Origin of the sequence: Nonomuraea marmarensis (assembly GCF_043197025.1) — a bacterium.
GTDB classification, from domain to species: domain Bacteria; phylum Actinomycetota; class Actinomycetes; order Streptosporangiales; family Streptosporangiaceae; genus Nonomuraea; species Nonomuraea marmarensis.
This window is the reverse complement of the sequence record NZ_JBICRM010000058.1, coordinates 17,879-34,704: the sequence shown is the minus strand read 5'-3', so window position 1 is coordinate 34,704 and position 16,826 is coordinate 17,879. Positions and strand designations below refer to the sequence as shown.

Annotated in this window: 13 protein-coding genes and 1 pseudogene; 8 read left to right on the top strand and 6 right to left on the bottom strand. The window is 67.3% G+C overall.

The window, feature by feature from the left end; genetic code table 11:
* Positions 1–1,461: 1,461 nt before the first annotated feature.
* From ACFLIM_RS47595 to ACFLIM_RS47585, 3 genes are all read right to left on the bottom strand, one after another.
* Complete coding sequence (locus tag ACFLIM_RS47595) at positions 1,462–1,680, bottom strand: helix-turn-helix transcriptional regulator (protein WP_393177055.1); 219 nt, start codon at positions 1,678–1,680, stop codon at positions 1,462–1,464.
* Between the two features lie 71 nt (positions 1,681–1,751).
* A complete protein-coding gene (locus tag ACFLIM_RS47590) occupies positions 1,752–2,666 on the bottom strand; it encodes a TRM11 family SAM-dependent methyltransferase (protein WP_393177054.1) in 915 nt (304 codons plus the stop codon).
* Positions 2,666–3,478, bottom strand: coding sequence for a hypothetical protein (locus ACFLIM_RS47585; protein ID WP_393177052.1), 813 nt, complete (start codon positions 3,476–3,478; stop codon positions 2,666–2,668). The genes ACFLIM_RS47590 and ACFLIM_RS47585 overlap by 1 nt, the downstream gene beginning before the upstream one ends.
* Before the next feature lie 1,126 nt (positions 3,479–4,604).
* Between ACFLIM_RS47585 and ACFLIM_RS47580 the strand changes: the two genes are divergently transcribed.
* Positions 4,605–5,894 carry an FAD-dependent monooxygenase gene (locus ACFLIM_RS47580; RefSeq protein WP_393177050.1) on the top strand — a complete coding sequence of 430 codons (1,290 nt, stop codon included), beginning with the start codon at positions 4,605–4,607 and terminating at the stop codon, positions 5,892–5,894.
* A gap of 485 nt (positions 5,895–6,379) precedes the next feature.
* The gene (locus ACFLIM_RS47575; protein ID WP_393177048.1) at positions 6,380–7,246 is read left to right on the top strand and encodes a S1 RNA-binding domain-containing protein; all 867 of its coding nucleotides are present in this window, start codon (positions 6,380–6,382) and stop codon (positions 7,244–7,246) included.
* Between the two features lie 180 nt (positions 7,247–7,426).
* Here ACFLIM_RS47575 and ACFLIM_RS47570 read toward each other — a convergent pair whose 3' ends face one another.
* The gene (locus ACFLIM_RS47570) at positions 7,427–7,873 is read right to left on the bottom strand and encodes a RidA family protein (protein ID WP_393177046.1); all 447 of its coding nucleotides are present in this window, start codon (positions 7,871–7,873) and stop codon (positions 7,427–7,429) included.
* A gap of 520 nt (positions 7,874–8,393) precedes the next feature.
* On the opposite strand from ACFLIM_RS47570, the gene ACFLIM_RS47565 reads away from it, so the two are divergent.
* Together ACFLIM_RS47565 and ACFLIM_RS47560 are read left to right on the top strand one after the other, a co-directional pair.
* A complete protein-coding gene (locus ACFLIM_RS47565) occupies positions 8,394–9,401 on the top strand; it encodes a tyrosine-type recombinase/integrase (protein WP_393177044.1) in 1,008 nt (335 codons plus the stop codon).
* Between the two features lie 457 nt (positions 9,402–9,858).
* Positions 9,859–10,221, top strand: a complete 363-nt coding sequence (locus tag ACFLIM_RS47560) for a hypothetical protein (RefSeq protein ID WP_393177042.1) — start codon at positions 9,859–9,861, stop codon at positions 10,219–10,221.
* Here ACFLIM_RS47560 and ACFLIM_RS47555 read toward each other — a convergent pair.
* A complete protein-coding gene (locus ACFLIM_RS47555) occupies positions 10,211–10,867 on the bottom strand; it encodes a hypothetical protein (protein ID WP_393177040.1) in 657 nt (218 codons plus the stop codon). The two genes, ACFLIM_RS47560 and ACFLIM_RS47555, sit on opposite strands and share 11 nt — an antisense overlap.
* Before the next feature lie 108 nt (positions 10,868–10,975).
* Positions 10,976–12,013 carry an ion channel gene (locus tag ACFLIM_RS47550; RefSeq protein WP_393177038.1) on the bottom strand — a complete coding sequence of 346 codons (1,038 nt, stop codon included), beginning with the start codon at positions 12,011–12,013 and terminating at the stop codon, positions 10,976–10,978.
* 908 nt (positions 12,014–12,921) lie between these two features.
* Here ACFLIM_RS47550 and ACFLIM_RS47545 point away from each other — a divergent pair.
* The 4 genes and pseudogenes from ACFLIM_RS47545 to ACFLIM_RS47530 form a co-directional block, all read left to right on the top strand.
* Positions 12,922–13,587: pseudogene (locus tag ACFLIM_RS47545) on the top strand (aromatic amino acid lyase); the annotation flags it as partial.
* A gap of 13 nt (positions 13,588–13,600) precedes the next feature.
* Positions 13,601–13,999 (top strand): aromatic amino acid lyase, encoded by a 399-nt coding sequence (locus ACFLIM_RS47540; protein WP_393177057.1) that lies wholly within the window; start codon positions 13,601–13,603, stop codon positions 13,997–13,999.
* A 57-nt stretch (positions 14,000–14,056) separates the two neighbouring features.
* The gene (locus ACFLIM_RS47535) at positions 14,057–15,283 is read left to right on the top strand and encodes a phospholipase D-like domain-containing protein (RefSeq protein WP_393177036.1); all 1,227 of its coding nucleotides are present in this window, start codon (positions 14,057–14,059) and stop codon (positions 15,281–15,283) included.
* A 149-nt stretch (positions 15,284–15,432) separates the two neighbouring features.
* Entirely contained in the window at positions 15,433–16,545 is a 1,113-nt protein-coding gene (locus ACFLIM_RS47530; protein WP_393177034.1) for an IS701 family transposase, read from the top strand.
* The last annotated feature ends 281 nt before the right edge of the window (positions 16,546–16,826 follow it).

The following is a 16,826-nucleotide window of genomic DNA, read 5'->3' as shown; positions in this document are numbered from 1 at the left end:
CACGCCCACCCTCAGTCTCACCGATCACAGCACCCCCGCTGGCAACAATCCGGAGTACGGCGGAGCAGGCCCCCCTTTTCACGCCGAAGCAGCGTCCTCCAAGGGCATTAAGGACTCATCCGGAAAATGAGTGCCGCCGAGTTCGACAGGATGCTTGCCATCCTCAATGAGCACCAGAAGCAACGCTTGGATGCAGACCATCAGCAGCGCTAGGGAACCTTGACGCGTGTGATTGCCCCTTCCCTCAAGATTCCGTCATCGTGCAAGTACTGACGGCCTCTCAGCGTCGACGGTGCAGCGGTGTGACGTTCAGTTCGGGCAGGGGCTTGCTCCTGGGTGAGGCCATGCCGTCGGCGGGCCCGCGCCAGTTCCGGACGACCGCCCTGATGTTGCCCTTTGCGCTGGTCCACCGCGTGCCACGCTCCCTCACCGTCTAGGGGACCACACAGTGGGCATCGCCAACACCCATCAAGCCAGTCCACCACCGAAACGACCAGCAAACGACCACCGCACCGGCACCGACCATGACCGGTCGCGGCAAAACGCCCAGGTCACGACGTTCACAACAGACCCACGTGCCCGATTGCATGGACGACGTCACAGCGCGTGACCTCACGGGCCGCCACGCCCCGCGCTGCGACCAACGGGGGAAATCCTCGCCCGGCCGTGTCCCTGCCACACCCGGCCGGGCGAGACCCCCTACCCCCATGAAGAGGTCCCTGAGACAGGCGGCATGCGCGCTCACCGGGACACGGCACGAAAGGAGCGCCGGATGCCGCCCATGGCTGGCCAGGTCGAGGGAGGCGGTGGCATTCCCTTCCCGTACACCAGCCTCCCCCACACAAACGGACGGACCCCGCTCTGCGATGACCCGCCGTCTCAAGGCGGGCGCGCATGTGGTGCCCGTCCGCCCTGGCCAGCCCCTTCTCAACGGCCGAGCCTGCGGCCGCTCCACCGCCTCGGACGCAGCCACCACAGTCACGTCGCGTGCCGCGCCGACATGAGAGGCGCAGCGTCGTGATCACGTGGAACCCGTATCAGAGTTCTACCGGCAAACCTCCTCGGATCAGGGGCGTCTGCTGCTGTGACGCCTACCAGTTCGGCTGCCAGGGTGCCCAATATCTGATTCTTCGGCGCACCAGCCTTGGCGATCTCGAGGAGACCGCGCGAGGCCCTCATCAGCGGGCTCGTGCGATATGGCGGCAGTTGCTCATCGAGCATGCCGAGCACTGCAACCGCCAGGACCACGAAATGGTGGACATCTGGCTGTAGCAGGTGCGATCGACAAGCGAGGTGGGCTCGCCAACGACTCCCGGAGTTCCTTGGCGGGCCCACCTCTTCGAGCGGGTCAGGTAAGCAGCACCAGCGTCCTACCTAGGCAGGCGTCCCTGCCTTCCGCACTTGCCGTGGGTGTGTGGCTCCCGGCTCGCCTCCTCCGTCTCAGCACCGCACGTTCCAGCGTCATCCTTCCGAGCCGTGATCTGGAAGGTCGCCGTCGTCCTGGTCAGCGGAGCCCAGCAGCGCCCGCAGCCCGCGTAGCGGCACGGCGTACCGGCCACCGATCCTCAGCACCGGGCAGGGGAACTGGCCGGTCTTGGCCAGCCGATAGGCCCTGGTGCGGCCCATCCCGAGCATCCTCCCGGCTTCGATGAGGCCCACCACCAGGGGCTGGCTCGCCATAGCCCGCGTTCGTAGCGGGTGCAGGTGCGGCGGGTCCTGTGGCGTGAACATCTCGTTATCCGCCTGGTCTTTCACTGATCACCTCGCGGCAAAGTGCCGACCTCCGTGCGTCCATCGCTCGAGACGAGCGGCTCGGCGGACGCGGCCGGCGGCTTGCGAAGCACGAGCAGGTCCTCGTGCGCGATGGCGTGAATCGGCAGCCCTCGCGCCCACCCCTTGCGCGCCTCATGGAGTTGGAAGAAGGACGTCCGGTTGAGGAGGTGGCCGTCGTCGAGCCCGCACAGCAGGCACACAATCCGATCCACGAACACCAGCCCGGCCTCCTCGGCCAGGTGATGGACGTGGCCGGGTAGGTCGATCAGCTCGCCGCGTACGCGGTACGGCCGCACCGTGATCGCCGCCACCCCGCCCTGCCGCAGCAGCCCCACGCACCCGGCCAGGATGCGGCCGAACCCCTCCAGCAGCTGCGGAAGCCGCTGGTGAGCGAGGTTCGCGCGGTCGGCCGAGTAGCGCTGGTTCCACTTACGCACCCCCGGCTCGCCGGTATCGCGGGTGGAGCGGATGTGCCCGTGAGTGGCCGCCCCGTACGGCGGCGAGGTGAGCACCAGCGCCGCCCGCCCTACCAGGTCCGGCAGCAGCCGGGCGATGTGGCGGGAGTCCCCGGCCACCACCCGTCCGAAGCCGGATGCCCCGCGCTTCTTGGCGTGGCTGAGGTTGGCGACCGCCAGGCGCGCCCACCTCTCCTCGTACTCCACGCCCGCGGCGTGCCTGCCGAGATGGGCGGCTTCTACCAGGGTGGTGCCGATCCCGCACATCGGATCGACCACCAGCTCCCCCGGACCCGTGTAGGTCTCGATCACCCTGGCGGCGATCGAGGGCAGCATCTTGCCCGGATGCCGCATCGACTCCGGCACGTACCGGCCCTTACGTTGAACCCGCGACGGCTGCTGCCCGGTCGCCCACACCGACGTCGTCACCTCGACCATCAACGCTCACCCCCGGTCTGAACCGAAGCCTCTGCGCTGTCCGGCTCGACGGCACCGTCCAGGGCCGGGGACGTGGATGCAGCTGAGCCCACGGGCATCCTCGGCTTGGTGAAGAGCAGCACGTCCGAGTGCACCCGCGCGCTCGCCGGCAACCCGGCGCACTCCGGCAGCTCCTCGATCGCGGCCAGAGAACGGCGGGACAGGTGCGCGTCGATGCGCTCGCCGTGCACGGGACGCCGCAGGGCGATGACATGCTGCAGATACACCAGCCCCGCGTCGCGGGCGCGGGCGATGATCTCCGGTACCGGGTCGAGCACACCGCCTTCGCGGTGCAGGCCGGTGACCACCACCAGATACCCGCCCGGCTTGACCAGCCCCGCCGCGCAGGCGACGTCGAAGACCTCGGCTCCGGCCTCGGAGTCCGGCTGACCCGTGGACCGGTCCAGGGGCTGCTGGCAGGTGTGCTCGGCCACGACCAACCCCGCACCGCTCACGAGATCAGCCAGCACCGAGGACTCGTCGCCAGGATCGGTGACGCGCAGTTCAGCCACCTCCAGGTCGTAGTCGGGGTGTGTGCGGGCGAGGCAGGTCCAGGACACGCCCACACGGGCCACGTCGGTGAAGACGGCCACCGGCAGGCAGCCCGCTGTCAGCGCGGCCGAGACGAGCTGATGATCGCTCGCGCTGAGATGGACCACCGTCTCGCCGGGCCGGGTGCACGCCGCGACCAGGTGACGGGCCAACCGGCTGCTGACCGGATGGCAGCAACCCGCCGGACAGGTCGCGACCGATTCGGTGTCGGCTGCCGCCATCCACACCGACAGCGGCAGATGCCCCCGAACCGCATCCTGGCCCTCCCAAGCCAGCCGGACGCCGGACTCACGAAGCCGGGCGACCGGTGCGGATGCGATGGATGAGGGGTCGGCCGTGGCAGGCCCGATGATGACGGAAGAACAGGTGGACGTGGAAGCGGTTGAGGCGGTGGTGGGTTCGATCATGTGGGTGTGGCCCAAAGTGCCAGGCCACCGATCCCTGTCACTGATCCAAATACCTGCCGCAAGGGCCGAGTTAGGACAAGCCGTCAAGCAAAGGTTCGGCAATGCCACCTGTGCGGTCGACTCGCCGGGCGCCGTGACGCCGTCGCTGTGGGGTTCCCGGCTGCTCCTCCACAGGCTGTGGGCGACCGTGCCAGTCAGGCGCTCGCCAGATCATCGAGACTGATTCACATCTGGAAGGGCGTATTTCCGCACTTCACCCACGTCATTCACCGTACGCAGTCGGATGGTCACGCAGATAATGATGTGGCGTGCGGGTCCGGATGCTGGAGGGGGTCCGGCCCGCACGGAGGAGTGCTGGCCCGGAGTGCCACCCCGTCCGGGCCGGTGCCCACACTTTCCGCATCTCTTTCCTTCGGCACCTCACCAAGGAAACCTGTTTTTGCAGGTCACAGCGTTTTCGGGCACGTTCCGGGCAACCTTCGTAACCGGCTCCACCACGGGTACCTGACCTTTTGCAGCGAAGGTTGAGCATTGTCATCGAAGGTTAATGACCGCTAGGTTTCTCACCGAAGTTTGAGTGGCCACGAGGCCTGGCTGTCCGTTCTCACTGGTCCTTTCAGCGTCTCACTGTGTTGCGCGCAGATCTGGCGAATTCTCAGGCGGCGGCCTAGCTGACGGCCTGGCCTGGTTTGCGCCAGTCGGGGCTGATGTGAGCGTCATCGGAGTTGGCGATTCTCATCAATGTCTGCCGAGGCCGAGGCGATCATGACCATGCCCGTCGCACGCACATGCCGAGTTCAGGGTGTTTGCGGAGCGTGGACGCGATTTCGGTCGTGCCGATGAGTTTGTGCGGATCCGTGGTCGATACGGCTGGACACACCGACAGCGGTGGGCCTGTGCTGGGAACGTCCAGCGCGGGAGGAAGCACATGGAGGCAGTGATGAGCGTCGACGACTCCAAGCAGGAGCACACCATCCGGTCTGTCAGAGAGGGGACGCGGGTGAGTGGTCCCAGGGTGTTGGTGGCGGGGGCGAGCATCGCGGGACCCGCGCTGGCCCACTGGCTGCGCCGGCGGGGGGCCGAGGTGACCGTGGTGGAGCGGGCTCCTGAGCTGCGTCCCGGCGGGCAGGCGGTGGACGCGCGCGGGGTCGCCAAGGAGGTCATCGAGCGCATGGGGCTGGACGCGGCGGTGCGCGCGGCGTGCACCGACACCGCCGGCGCGCACACCGTGGACGCGGACGGGCAAGTGCTGGAGACCTTCCGTGCCGACGACGACGGTGGCGACGGGTTCATCGCGGACATCGAGATCCTGCGCGGGGACCTGTCCCAGGTGCTCTACGACGACACCCGCGACGGCGTCGAGTACGTCTTCGGCGACCGGATCGCGGGGCTCGCCCAGGACGCGGACGGGGTCGACGTGGTCTTCGCGGGCGGCAACCGGCGGCGCTTCGACCTGGTGGTCGGGGCCGACGGGTTGCACTCGGCGCTGCGAGCGATGGTCTTCGGGCCGCATGAGCGGTTCCTCCGCCACCTCGGGCACGTGCTGGCCTTCTACAGTGTGCCCAACGAGTTCGGGCTGGACCGCTGGCTGCTCGAGCACCAGGACCAGGAGTCCGGGCGCTCTGCCCTCCTGCGGCCCATCCAGGACGCCACCCGGGCGATGGCCATGTTCTACTTCGCCTCGGCCGACTTCGACGTCGACTACCGTGACGTCGCGGCCCAGAAGGTCCTGCTGCGTGAGCGGATGGCGGGCCTGGGCTGGTTGACCCCGGACATCCTCGCGCACCTGGACGACACCCCGGACTTCTACCTCGACCAGGTCGCCCAGGTGGTGATGGACCGCTGGTCGAGTGGACGGGTGGGGCTGCTCGGGGACGCGGCGTTCAGCTCCTCGCCGATGTCGGGGCAGGGCACCGGGCTGGCGCTGGTCGGCGCCTACCTGCTGGCCGGAGAGCTGGCCGCCGCCGGATGGGACCCCGACGCCGGGTTCGCCCGCTACGAGGCGCGGATGCGCTCGTTCGTCGAGGCCAACCAGGAGATCGGCCGGTTGAACGCCCGCAGCCGCGAAGTCCCCGGGCCAGACGCCGAGCCGCGCCCCGATTTCGCCAGCGAATGGTTCACCGAGCTGGTCGGGCGCGCGATCAACGGCATCGAGCTGCCCGACTACGCGGGGGTGCCGGACTCCGCAGCCCCGGCCGGATCGCCGATCACCTCGTCGGCCAAGCCGTAGGTGTCACATAACGTGTCGAGAGGGACCACGCTTCGGTGGGACACCGCCGGACGACCTCTGCTCATGCCGCGTAGTGCGCGTTGGTGCGCCCGTTCGGCGGCCACGCCACGTTCCGATGAGGCGGTGTTGACTCGGAAAACTGACAAGATCGATGAGATTCCACCGCGCGGGGTCTCAGCGGTTCTGTCACTTGCCTGGTCGGCGCTCACCGGAACTGACAAGACTATTGGGACATCGACCCTGTGACGTCCAAGCCCATTGATCCCCAGCTGGATTGCTCGCCCGTCTTGTCTCAAGGCAGTTGTCGGTGCGCAGCTCGCCGACATGGCTCCCTGACACGATGGATGAGAACGGACAGATGGCCCTGTGAGCGATAGCTGGCCCATCTGTGTGCGACCCCCAGTCATAGATGGCGGTTCCCAGTTGTGGTTGGCGGTTGGGTAGGACGGTGCAGAGCGTCCGGCATTCGTGGAAGCCTTGCCGCCATGGGGGCAGCAGAAGACGAACAGTCCTTGGTCGCGTTCCTCAGGAGGGTGAACGTCGGCGACGTCCTCACTGGGGCCGTCACGGAGGTCACGCGATCGCAAACGACCGTGCTTCTCGACGCTTTCGCCAGTGATCCGGTCGGCATCATCGGCCCGCTCGATCTTTCCTGGCGGTCTGAACCCCTTCAAGTCGGTGACCAAGTCTCCGCCGAGGTGATCGCCGTTGATCTCCGAGAGCAGCAGGTCCGGCTCTCGCGGTCGGCGACCGAGAATTCCCAGCTCTGGGCCTATCTGAAGGCGTTGCGTCCGGGGCAGCGGCTGTCCGGCACTGTGGCGGCCATCGAACGCTTCGGCGTCTTCGTCGCTCTGGACGACGGACCCGACCATCCCGTCTTTCCCGGCGTTGGCTTCATCACCATGCCCGAGCTGTCCTGGCGCCGCTTCGAGGACCCATCCGAAGTCGTCTCCGTGGGAGAACACGTCACCTGCGAATTCCTCGTCCTCGACACCTATAACGGCGAAGCCCGCCTATCGCTGCGCGCCACCCAGCCCGACCCGTTCCAGCAGTTCGCACGCCGCGTTCACATGGGGCAGATCCTGCACGGCTCGGTCACCAAAGTGGTGCCCTTCGGCGTCTTCGTCCGCGTCGCAGACGGCATCGAAGGTCTGGTCCACCTCAGTGAACTGGCCGCCAGGACTGTTGAGGCATCAGGCGACGTGATCCAGATCGGCGACGAGGTCACCGTGATCATCACTGAGATCGACTTGCACCGACGTCGGCTCGCCCTGTCGCGCCGCCAAGCCGCCGAGAAGACCTGGGACCTTCCGCCAACTGCACCTGGGAATCCGTGCGATCCCGCAGGCTGATCTGTCTTCCAGCCGCCATCTATGGGTGGTGGTCACACTGTGAACGGTAGTTGGCCTCGGGTGCTGAGCAGAAGCACGATAGCTGTCACAAAGGCAGGCTTGTCGTCACCAAGATCATGGTGAGGCTCTTCCAGCCCGCGGCCAAGTTCGCGACCTACCGCCACGGGTTCTCAACAGGGCTCAGGAATCAAGCACGGCGGCGACGGCTTCGATCTCAACGAGCTGACCGTGGTAGCCGAGCACGGTGACGCCCATCAGGGTGCTGGGGACGTCATGGTCACCAAACGAGTCCCGGACTACCTCCCAGGCAGCCACCAGGTCCTTCTGCTGGGTGGACGCGACGAGAACCCTTGTGCTGATGACGTCCTGCAGTGATGCACCGGAGGCGGTGAGAGCAGCCTGCATGTTCTCGATGGCTTTCGCTGCTTGGCCCGCGTAGTCCCCCATCGCTGCCGTTGAGCCGTCCTCGTTCAGCGGACACGCTCCGGCGAGGAAGATGAGTCGTGACTCGGCAGGCGCCGTGGCTGCGTAGGCGTACTCGGCGACGTCGGACAGGGAGGCGGAGCGGATCAAAGTGATGGCGCGGGGCACTTTCAGGTCCTTTCGCGTCGTGCATGAAGCGACCATCCTGACAGGGGCATTCTGGCTCCCGCATCCTCTTTTCGCTCGCCGACACCTGCGCTCCCGCCGCTGGTGACAGGTGGCGTGCCAACTCGGTGACAACCGCCTGACCGTCATCAGGGAGCCGCAGCCCGTGCCGGCCGCCCGCGAGCTGTTCCCCGACGAATTCCGCGCGCTCCCGACCAGCCCAAGCTTCCTGTTCTTCGTTCTAGATGCCGACTCACGGTGCCTCGTAACGATCAACTGTGTTGATGGGCGGTGATTTCTGGATGGGTAGCTCATGTGCCATGCGTCCCCCACCCACGCGACCTCATCAAGATCGTGTACGCAACCGCCAAGAAGACCTGGGGACAGACAGCTTCCTCAAACCACGTTCAGGTCGCACTGTCACTTTGAATGTCGTTCGGTCGAACTGATTAGATGATGATCTAAATGGCAGTGTCCAGGACAGCCGCAGGCTCCTGTGTCATGTTCGGTCACGCCAGACACTCGCATCTGAAAAGAGATGTCTTCCTGCATCCCACCCATGTTGTCCACTCTTCGCATCGAACGCCGCGCCGACGCCGACCCGCACGTGCGCGAGAGCGTCAAGTACCGGCGGCCGATCAGCATCGCCACCATGCACCGCATCCGCGCCACCCTCCGCCACGCGCTCAACATGGCCATGCGCCAGGACCGGCTGATCGACTTCAACCCCGCCGCCGTCCTGGAGATGGCCGCCCACACCCGGCCCAAGGCGCTGGTGTGGACCGACGACCGGGTCCGCGCCTGGCAGCAGGACTACCGCTCCTATCGGGAGAGGGAGAAGCAGCGCCGGGGTGGACGACGAGTCGATCTGATCGACGCCTACACCAGCGTGCCGCGCCCCTCCCCGGTCATGGTGTGGACGCCAGCACATACTCGCCGGTTCCTGAAAGAAGCCAAAGCGCACCGCCTGTTCGCCCTCTACCAGCTGATCGCACTGCGCGGATTGCGCCGGGGCGAGGCGTGCGGGCTGCGCTGGAAGGAGGTTGATCTCGACGGCCACACTCTGACCGTGAACTGGCAGCTCGTGCAGCTGGCCTGGGAGGTTCATGAGGGCGCCCCGAAGACCGACGCCTCGGTCCGGACCATCGCCCTGGACACCGACACCACCCAGGTCCTGCGCGCCCACCGGCAACGCCAACTCCAGGAACGACTCACCATGGGCGAGGATTGGACTGACACCGGTTTCGTGTTCACTCAGCCTGACGGCAACCGGCTACATCCCCAGCACGTCTCCGACCAGTTTCTCTGGCTCGCCTACCTCGCGGGGCTGCCGCCGATCCGGCTCCACGATCTCCGCCACGGCGCTGCCTCGCTCATGCTGGCCGCCGGGGTGGAGATGAAGGTGGTCCAGGAAACGCTGGGCCACACCTCCAGCGCCTTCACCGCCGACACCTACACCTCGGTCTACCCACAGGTCGCCACCGCCGCGGCCGAAAAGACCGCGGCCCTGCTCTTCGGCAAGGAAGACCAGGCCGAACCCGGGAAACTCATCTCGCTGAGGAGCTGAACAGTCGGATTAAGCATCCGGCCCCGCATTCGCCGCCTGCTCGCGGCGAGGCGGGGCCGCTGCTCTTGCCGCAGGAGTCGGAGGTGGCGATTGGATCATGGTGTGTGCGGGGTTGGTGCGGGCGAGCACGCACGGAGCACGCAACCGCCAGAGGAAAATTCTAGAACGCATCCGATCCCGCATTACCGCAGGTCAGAACATGATCAAAGCGCGCCCTGCAGGATTCGAACCTGCGACCGTCAGATTAGAAGCAAGATCTTTTAGTGCCGCACAGTGCCGCTGGGTGATGGTTCGTGCCGTCTCAGCGCGTTTTGTGTGTCCGACAGTACCGAATGCTGACGGCGCGTGACGGGGCGTACGAGCACGCAGCGAGCACGGCGGCATCCGGCGCCCCACCCGGCGCGACCCCGACTAACTGTAGGCACATTCCCGGATTCGATCAGATCGCTTGAACTGCATGGACGCAGTAGGCAGGCGCAGCGATCACTGCCTCGACTCGGTTACGGAGCGCGCCGACGCCACCGCGACCGTCCCCGACGCAGACCCCGACCGCGCCAGCTTCACCGTCGCCCTCCAGACCGCCCGCGACCAGGCCATCCAGGCCGCAGGAGTGATCGCCGACACCGTCATCGACCTCGTCGGCACCATCGGGCGCGCCGTCCTAGACCAGCTCATGCCCGCCCGCCGCCTCCGCCTCAGCCCCCGCGCCGTCAAGCGCCCGCTGTCCCGCAACGCCTACAAAAGCCTGCGCGTCGACCGCCGCACCTACAAGGCCACCATCAGCATCGACATCCTCTCGACAGACTCGATCAGCCCGTAACTTCACGGCCTTGGCCTTTAGCCTGCGAGCGCAAGAAGATCCGCCAGGACGTGTCCAGACGTCGGGGCGCCGGGCCGACGCGGCGCGAGCGCAGGATGCGCCGCACGTCGCCTCGCCGACCTGGAAGCCAAGCCGCATCAACTCCCCGCGCACCCGTCGATGGCCCCATCTGGGGTTCTCCCGCGCCAGACGAATGATCAGGTCCCGAACCTCGCAGGCTCGTTCCTGGACGTCCGGGCCGATGCGGGTAGGTCCAGGCCCGTCGCAGCAGACGACGATGCCATGCCAGCAGCGTTGCCGGGGTGACCAGCCGATGAGCACGCAGACGCAGCACCGCCGGCAACCACCGGGCCGACGCCGCGAGAACAGCTCGATCGGCCCAGTCCGGCTTCGGGCGTCCGACCTGACGCCGCAGCACCGCCACTTCGTGACGCAACACCATGATTTCCGCTTTCTTCGACGCTTGGCTGCGGCCCAGCAACATCAGCCAACCGAACACCCGGAGCGCGATCAGATAGAGCAGGCGAACAAGCGCAAGATGATCTTTCCTGCGGAGACAGACCCCGTCAAACCACAGGTCACAGCCATCGTGGCTTGTTTTGACGCGATACAGGTATTCGCTGATCGTGCTTGCGACGCGTTCCACTAGGGTCTGGTCATCGTCTTCGCGACGGCGACGGGCATGTCGCTGCTCACGGCCGCCGCATCGACGCTGCGCGGCGTCTCCGGCCGGGCCGCCTGACCCGATCGGCCCTTAGGAAGTACCGTCGCGCAGGGCGCTCGCGACCTCCTCGGCGGTGAGGCGGCGGGAGCCGACGTAATAGAGCACGGCCCCCGCAGGCAGTTCGGTCCCCCAGCCCGGGTTAACCGTCAGCACGTCGTCGGCCCGGGCGGCGAGCATCGTGGCGCCGTGGCGCCGGCCGAGCACGGTCTGGCAGTGGTCGACCGGTATCGGGCCTAGAGACTCCGGTAGCCGCACCGAGTAGGTGTCGGCACCGCCGTGGGTCATCAGCTGCGTGTAGATCTCGGTGATGCCGGGGTCCTTCAGCTCCTCGGTGATCATGTGCGCGCTGTGCCACTGGACACAGCGCACGGCCTCATCGAGGTAGCGGAGGTGCCGGACCCTGCTGAGGTCGCGTAGCGCCACGACGAGATGGGCGCTGCCGGCGACGTGGTCGGCGGTGATCGCGACCGTCAGCGCCTCGTTGTCGTCGCGGGCGTCGACCAACACGCTGTACGCCCGCTGGACCCCAGCCCTGCGCAGCACGCCCTCGTCGGTCAGGTCACCGCGGACGAACGCGACGTCGCGGTCCGACATCGGGTGCGTCGCCACGTCGTCCCACGCGCAGAGCACGAGGCGACTCGAACCGTCGGCGAGCAACTCGTCCACCATCTGCTCGGTACGTCCCGGCGTGTAGCCGAGCAGCACGACGTGACCTGACATCTCCACGGTGACCACACCCCGCATCCTTCGTCCCTTGGCCTTCTCCAGAGACGTCGAGAGCCTCGCGAACACGGTCGTCAGCGTCGCGATGCCGCCGACGATGACGTACACGCCGACGGCATGGCCCGCCGCCGACTCCGGGTACAGGTCGCCGTAGCCGACGGTCGCGGCGGTGACCACGAAATACCACCAGTAATTGGCCGGGTCGGCGATCGCGCTGCCCGCCGGCTCCGCGAGGGCCATCAGCGGCCAACTGGTCACGAACACGAGGCTGAGGACGAGGACCGGCGTCCACCAGGTCGCCAGCAGCGTGATCTGGGCCAGCAAGCGAGCCAGATAGAACTGCACGCTTCCTCCCGTCTGACACGCTCAGGTGCGGACACTCTAACCGGACAAAACCCATAAAGCAGCGCTAAGAGGGTGTTACTCACGAACGTGTCGCCAGGCCGACAAATGCCGACGATCACTCGTCTACCGCGGCTCCGGCCGACCGGCCACGGCGCCGGCGGAGACGCGCCTGTGGGTGCCGGAAACTCGGCCTTTAGGACTGACCTGGGGTTTGGCGTTTCAGCGCTGGCAGGCGTGATCTCACATGCCGCTTGACCTGCATGGATGGAATTTTCGGCAGGCACAGACTGGGAATACTTCCGCCCACCGGTGGCGGTGGACCAGCCGCGACAACGCCGCAAGCCAGAGCCGGTCGGTGTGGTCCCCACCGCGGCCGGTCATCGAGTTGACGGCGGAGTACCTGGTTCTCGTGACGGAGCACTAGCAGTTCAACGTCTTTGGATCGATCGGCGCGGACCAGCACCGTCAGCAGGCGGAACAAGCCCCTCACCAACCGATAGACAAACGACAATAACACCATGCGATGGTCGCAGGCGCCGCCCTGATCGCGCAGCAAAACCCCAGCTCACAGCACGAAACCGCGTTTTCGAGCGGGACACCGTGGACAAGATCACGAAACATGATCCCAGTCGGCCCGAACTGGCCGCTCGGCGCCCTTATCTCTTCCGGCCTACCTGGACGAGGGACTCTGCGCTGGGAGTGATTCGAGTTCTTGAGCCCCACAGGCTTCGGCAAGGATCTCATCCATGAGCGGCGGGAACTTCCCATCCCGATCTCGGATCAGAAGGCACGCTCGGCAGTCCGCATCTTGCAGCTCCATCACGAGGTTCTTCATCGCTTGGATGACCCAGTTCGCGGTCGGGTGATCGGTGGTGCCGAGCACACGGACGCGCCTGGGGGCATACTCGATGACCGTCAGGATGTACTGGCGCTGCCCGTTCAGGGTGACGGTCTCGATGAAATCACAGGCCGAGGCGCTGCGCGAGAGCGGGCTGAGCCCGCTGACGCTCGACGGCCGGGCCGCGCTCGCGCTGGTCAACGGCACCTCCCTGACCACCGCCGCGACCTGCCTGGCGCTGAAGGGCATCCGGTCCTGCCACCGCGCGATGGGGGCGCTCACCTGCCTGCTGGCCGACCTGCTCGGCTGCGACCCCGGCTTCCTCGACCCCCGCCTGCTCGGCGCCTACGGCCACCGGGGCGCCGTGGACGTCGCCGACGGCATGCGCAAGACGCTCTCCGGGATCACGCCGTCGGGCACGCGGGCGCTGCAGGAGCCGTACAGCATCCGCTGCTCCCCGCAGCTGCTGGGGCCGCCGAGGACGCGCTGCGCTACGTGGACGGCGTCGTCGAGGCCGACCGACCTGGCCGGCGTCAGCGACAACCCGTTGTTCTTCCCCGGCGACGACCTGGTCGTGCACGGCGGCAACTTCTTCGGGCAGCCGGCCGCCTTCGCCTCCGACGTCCTGGCGATGGTCACCGCCCAGCTCGGCAACCTCGCCGAGCGGCAACTGGACCTTCTCGTCGATCCGGCCCGCAACGGCGGGCTGGCGCCGATGCTGGCCGCCGGGCCCGGCCGCCAGCACGGGGATGCAGGGCGTACAGCTCGCCACGACCGCGTTCGTCACCGAGCTCCGCCGCGCCGCCGTGTCGGCCGGGATGCAGAGCAAGCCGACCAACCTGCACAACCAGGACGTGGTGCCCTTCGGCACCCAGGCCGCCCTGCGGGCGTACGACATGGCCGGGCTGCTCCGGCTGCTCTGCGGCTCGCTGGCGGTGGGGCCGTGGGCAGGTGGCGCACGCCGGCGCCCGCCGGCTCACGGCCCCGGGCTGCTCGGCGCTCCTCGACGCGCTGGCCGAGGCGGTCCCGCCCGTCGATCCCAACCGCCCGCTGGACGCCGACGTCCGCCGCGCCGACGACCTGCTCACCGCAGCGCTCCCGGAGTGAGACGCGCTACGCGCTGTCGGCCGGTCAGGCTCTCGCTCTGACTCATCCTCCTTGCTACCGTCAGCGGTGATCTTTTCATCGCCCGCGGGAGGACGCCTGTGTCTCGCCATCTGCTGGTCCTGCTCGTCGCCGCCACGTTCTTATCCGGTCTCACCGCCCCGGCGCACGCCGCAGTTGCCAACGAGGCCGTCTTCAACGACCCCGTCTCCGACAGGAACGCGATCCAGAACCGGATCGTGCAGCTCATCGAGGGCGCCGACCCCGGCTCCACCATCCGCATGTCGATGTTCTACGCCACCGACGCCACCATCCCGAACGCCCTGATCGCCGCCAGGAACAACGGCAGGAACGTCCAGGTCGTCTTCGACAAGAAGATGGCCGGCACGGCGATCTACACCTCGCTCGCGGGCGCGCTGGGCGAGAACCTCGGCGCGAGCTCCTGGGTCCTGGCCTGCCCGGCCGGCCGCGGCTGCATCGGCGACCGCGCCCTGTACGGCTCGGTGTCGCTGAACCACAACAAGTTCTTCCTCTTCTCCAGCACCGGCGGGACGACGAACGTGGTCGTGCAGTCGTCGGCCAACCTGCACACCGGGCGCGACGGCCTGGGCGGCTGGAACTCCGCCCTGGTGCTCGCCGGGAACACGGGCATCTACGACGCCTACTCCGCGTACTTCACCGACCTGAAGAACCGGAACGTGGACAACAACTACTACGACACCCGCCCCCCGGTGACCTCGGGCAACGCCAAGGCGCACTTCTACCCGCGGGAGGAGGGCACCAGCCAGCCCACCGACCCGGCCGAGGACACCCTGTCGACCGTGCTCGACCACGTGGCGTGCACCGGCAACAGCACGGTCGGGACCGCGGACGGCACCCATCGCACGATCGTGCGGGTGGCGATGGGCATCTTCAGCCGTACGCACCTGGCGCAGAAGCTGCTCGGCCTCGACAAGGCGGGGTGTTACGTCGAGGTGGCGATGACGTACAACAAGGGCAGCGCGTCCGAGGTCACGTCCATGAACGAGCTGGTCAAGACCACCGGCGCGTACAACGGCATCAACGTCCGCTACTACTGCAACGCGGACTCGGTCTGGATCCACTCCAAGTACCTGCTCGTCGAGGGCAAGTACTACGGCGTGCCCGACCGCAAGATCATCTGGACCGGCAGCCACAACTGGAGCTGGAACTCGCTGCGGCAGGCGGACGAGGCGCTGCTGCAACTGGAGGACAACACGATCTTCGACAGGTTCCGCTCCAACTACTACGCGGTACGCGTCGGCACCGGGATCCGCTCGGCGGGCAACGGCACCCCCGCCGCCTGCTGACCCCTCGTGTTTCGCACTTTTCCTTGATCGCCGTGCATGTGGCGAGGGGGTTGTTTCCGCGTGCCTTCGCTGGTCTGCGGGGCGGATGTGGAGATGTGGGAGGAGCATCGGCGGTGTCTGTAACACCCTGGTAGAAGGTGAATCCGCCGATGCTCCCAGATGGCACGTTACCGTCGCTGGCCGCGCTGTTGGCGGTGTTCCGGTCGTGTTTCACCGCGCCGGGGCACCGTTCATTCGTCGCTCTTGTGGTGGGGTTGATCGCGCAGACGCGGCGCCGGACGGTGTGCGGGATGCTGCTGGGCGCCGGGCTGGAACGAGTCTGGCATCACTGCCGCGCGCACCGCTTCTTCTCCACCGCTCGCTGGCGCACCGACGCCCTCGGGCTGGCGTTGGCTGATCTGATCGTGGCCCGGCTGCTGCCGCCGGGCTCGGCGATCATCGTGGTGGTCGATGACACCCTGTTCAAACGCTCAGGCAAGAAGGTGTTCGGCGTCGCCTGGCATCACGACGGCGCAGCCAAAGGACCCAAACCGATCGGGTTCGGCAACTGCTGGGTGATCGCCGGGATCATCGTGCAGTTGCCGTTCCTGTCCCGGCCGCTGTGCCTGCCGGTGTTGGCCCGGTTGTGGCGTCCCGGCCGCACCGGCAAGATCGCGTTCGCCCGGGAGATGGTCGAGGCGATCGCCGCCCGCTACCCCACCCGGATGGTGCACGCCGTCGGCGATGCCGCCTACGCCGGTGAACATCTACGCGGCCTGGGTGATGCGATCACCTGGACCAGCCGGCTGAAGGTGACCTCGGTCCTGCACGCCCTGCCCCCGCCCAGAACCGGCAGGTCCGGACGGCCCCGCACCAAAGGCGCCCGCCTGGGCACCCCGGCCGACCTGGCCGCGGCCGGCAGCTGGCGTACCACCCGGGTGCGCCGCTACGGACGCACTGACACCGTGCAGATCAGCGAAACGACATGCCTGTGGTACGGGCCGTTCCGCAGCCAGAGCATCCGCGTCATCCTGGTCCGCGACACGCACCCTCGTACCCGTGACGGCGACGATCGTGGCTATGGCCTGCCCCTGATCACCACCGACCTGTACTCGCCCGCCGAAGATCTCATCGCCCGCTACGCCGCCCGCTGGTGCATCGACATGGTGATCAAGCTCCGCCGCGTCATCATCGCCGAACGTTTTCGGCCCCAAGCCCCCTACCAGGCCACACCTGAAGAAACCCAGGCCGTCCTCGCAGCCTGGGCCGCCGCCGAAACATGATCGTCCAGAAGCGCGAAACACGAGGGGTCGTCAAGGTGTGGCAGAGCGACCGCAGCAAGGCGAGCGGCCAGTCGCCCAACACGGTGTACTCCTACCTGACGGGCAGCGACGTCCCCAACGTCGTCACCACCATGACCCTGCGCGCCGATGGCGGCTACACCACCAGCCACGAGCTGTTCTCGACGGCCTGGCGCGGCCGCGGCAGACCCAGGAGCCGGCGCCTCGCGACGACCAGACGCAGGATCCCGCGCTGCGAGACGGGCGCACGATCACCGACACCT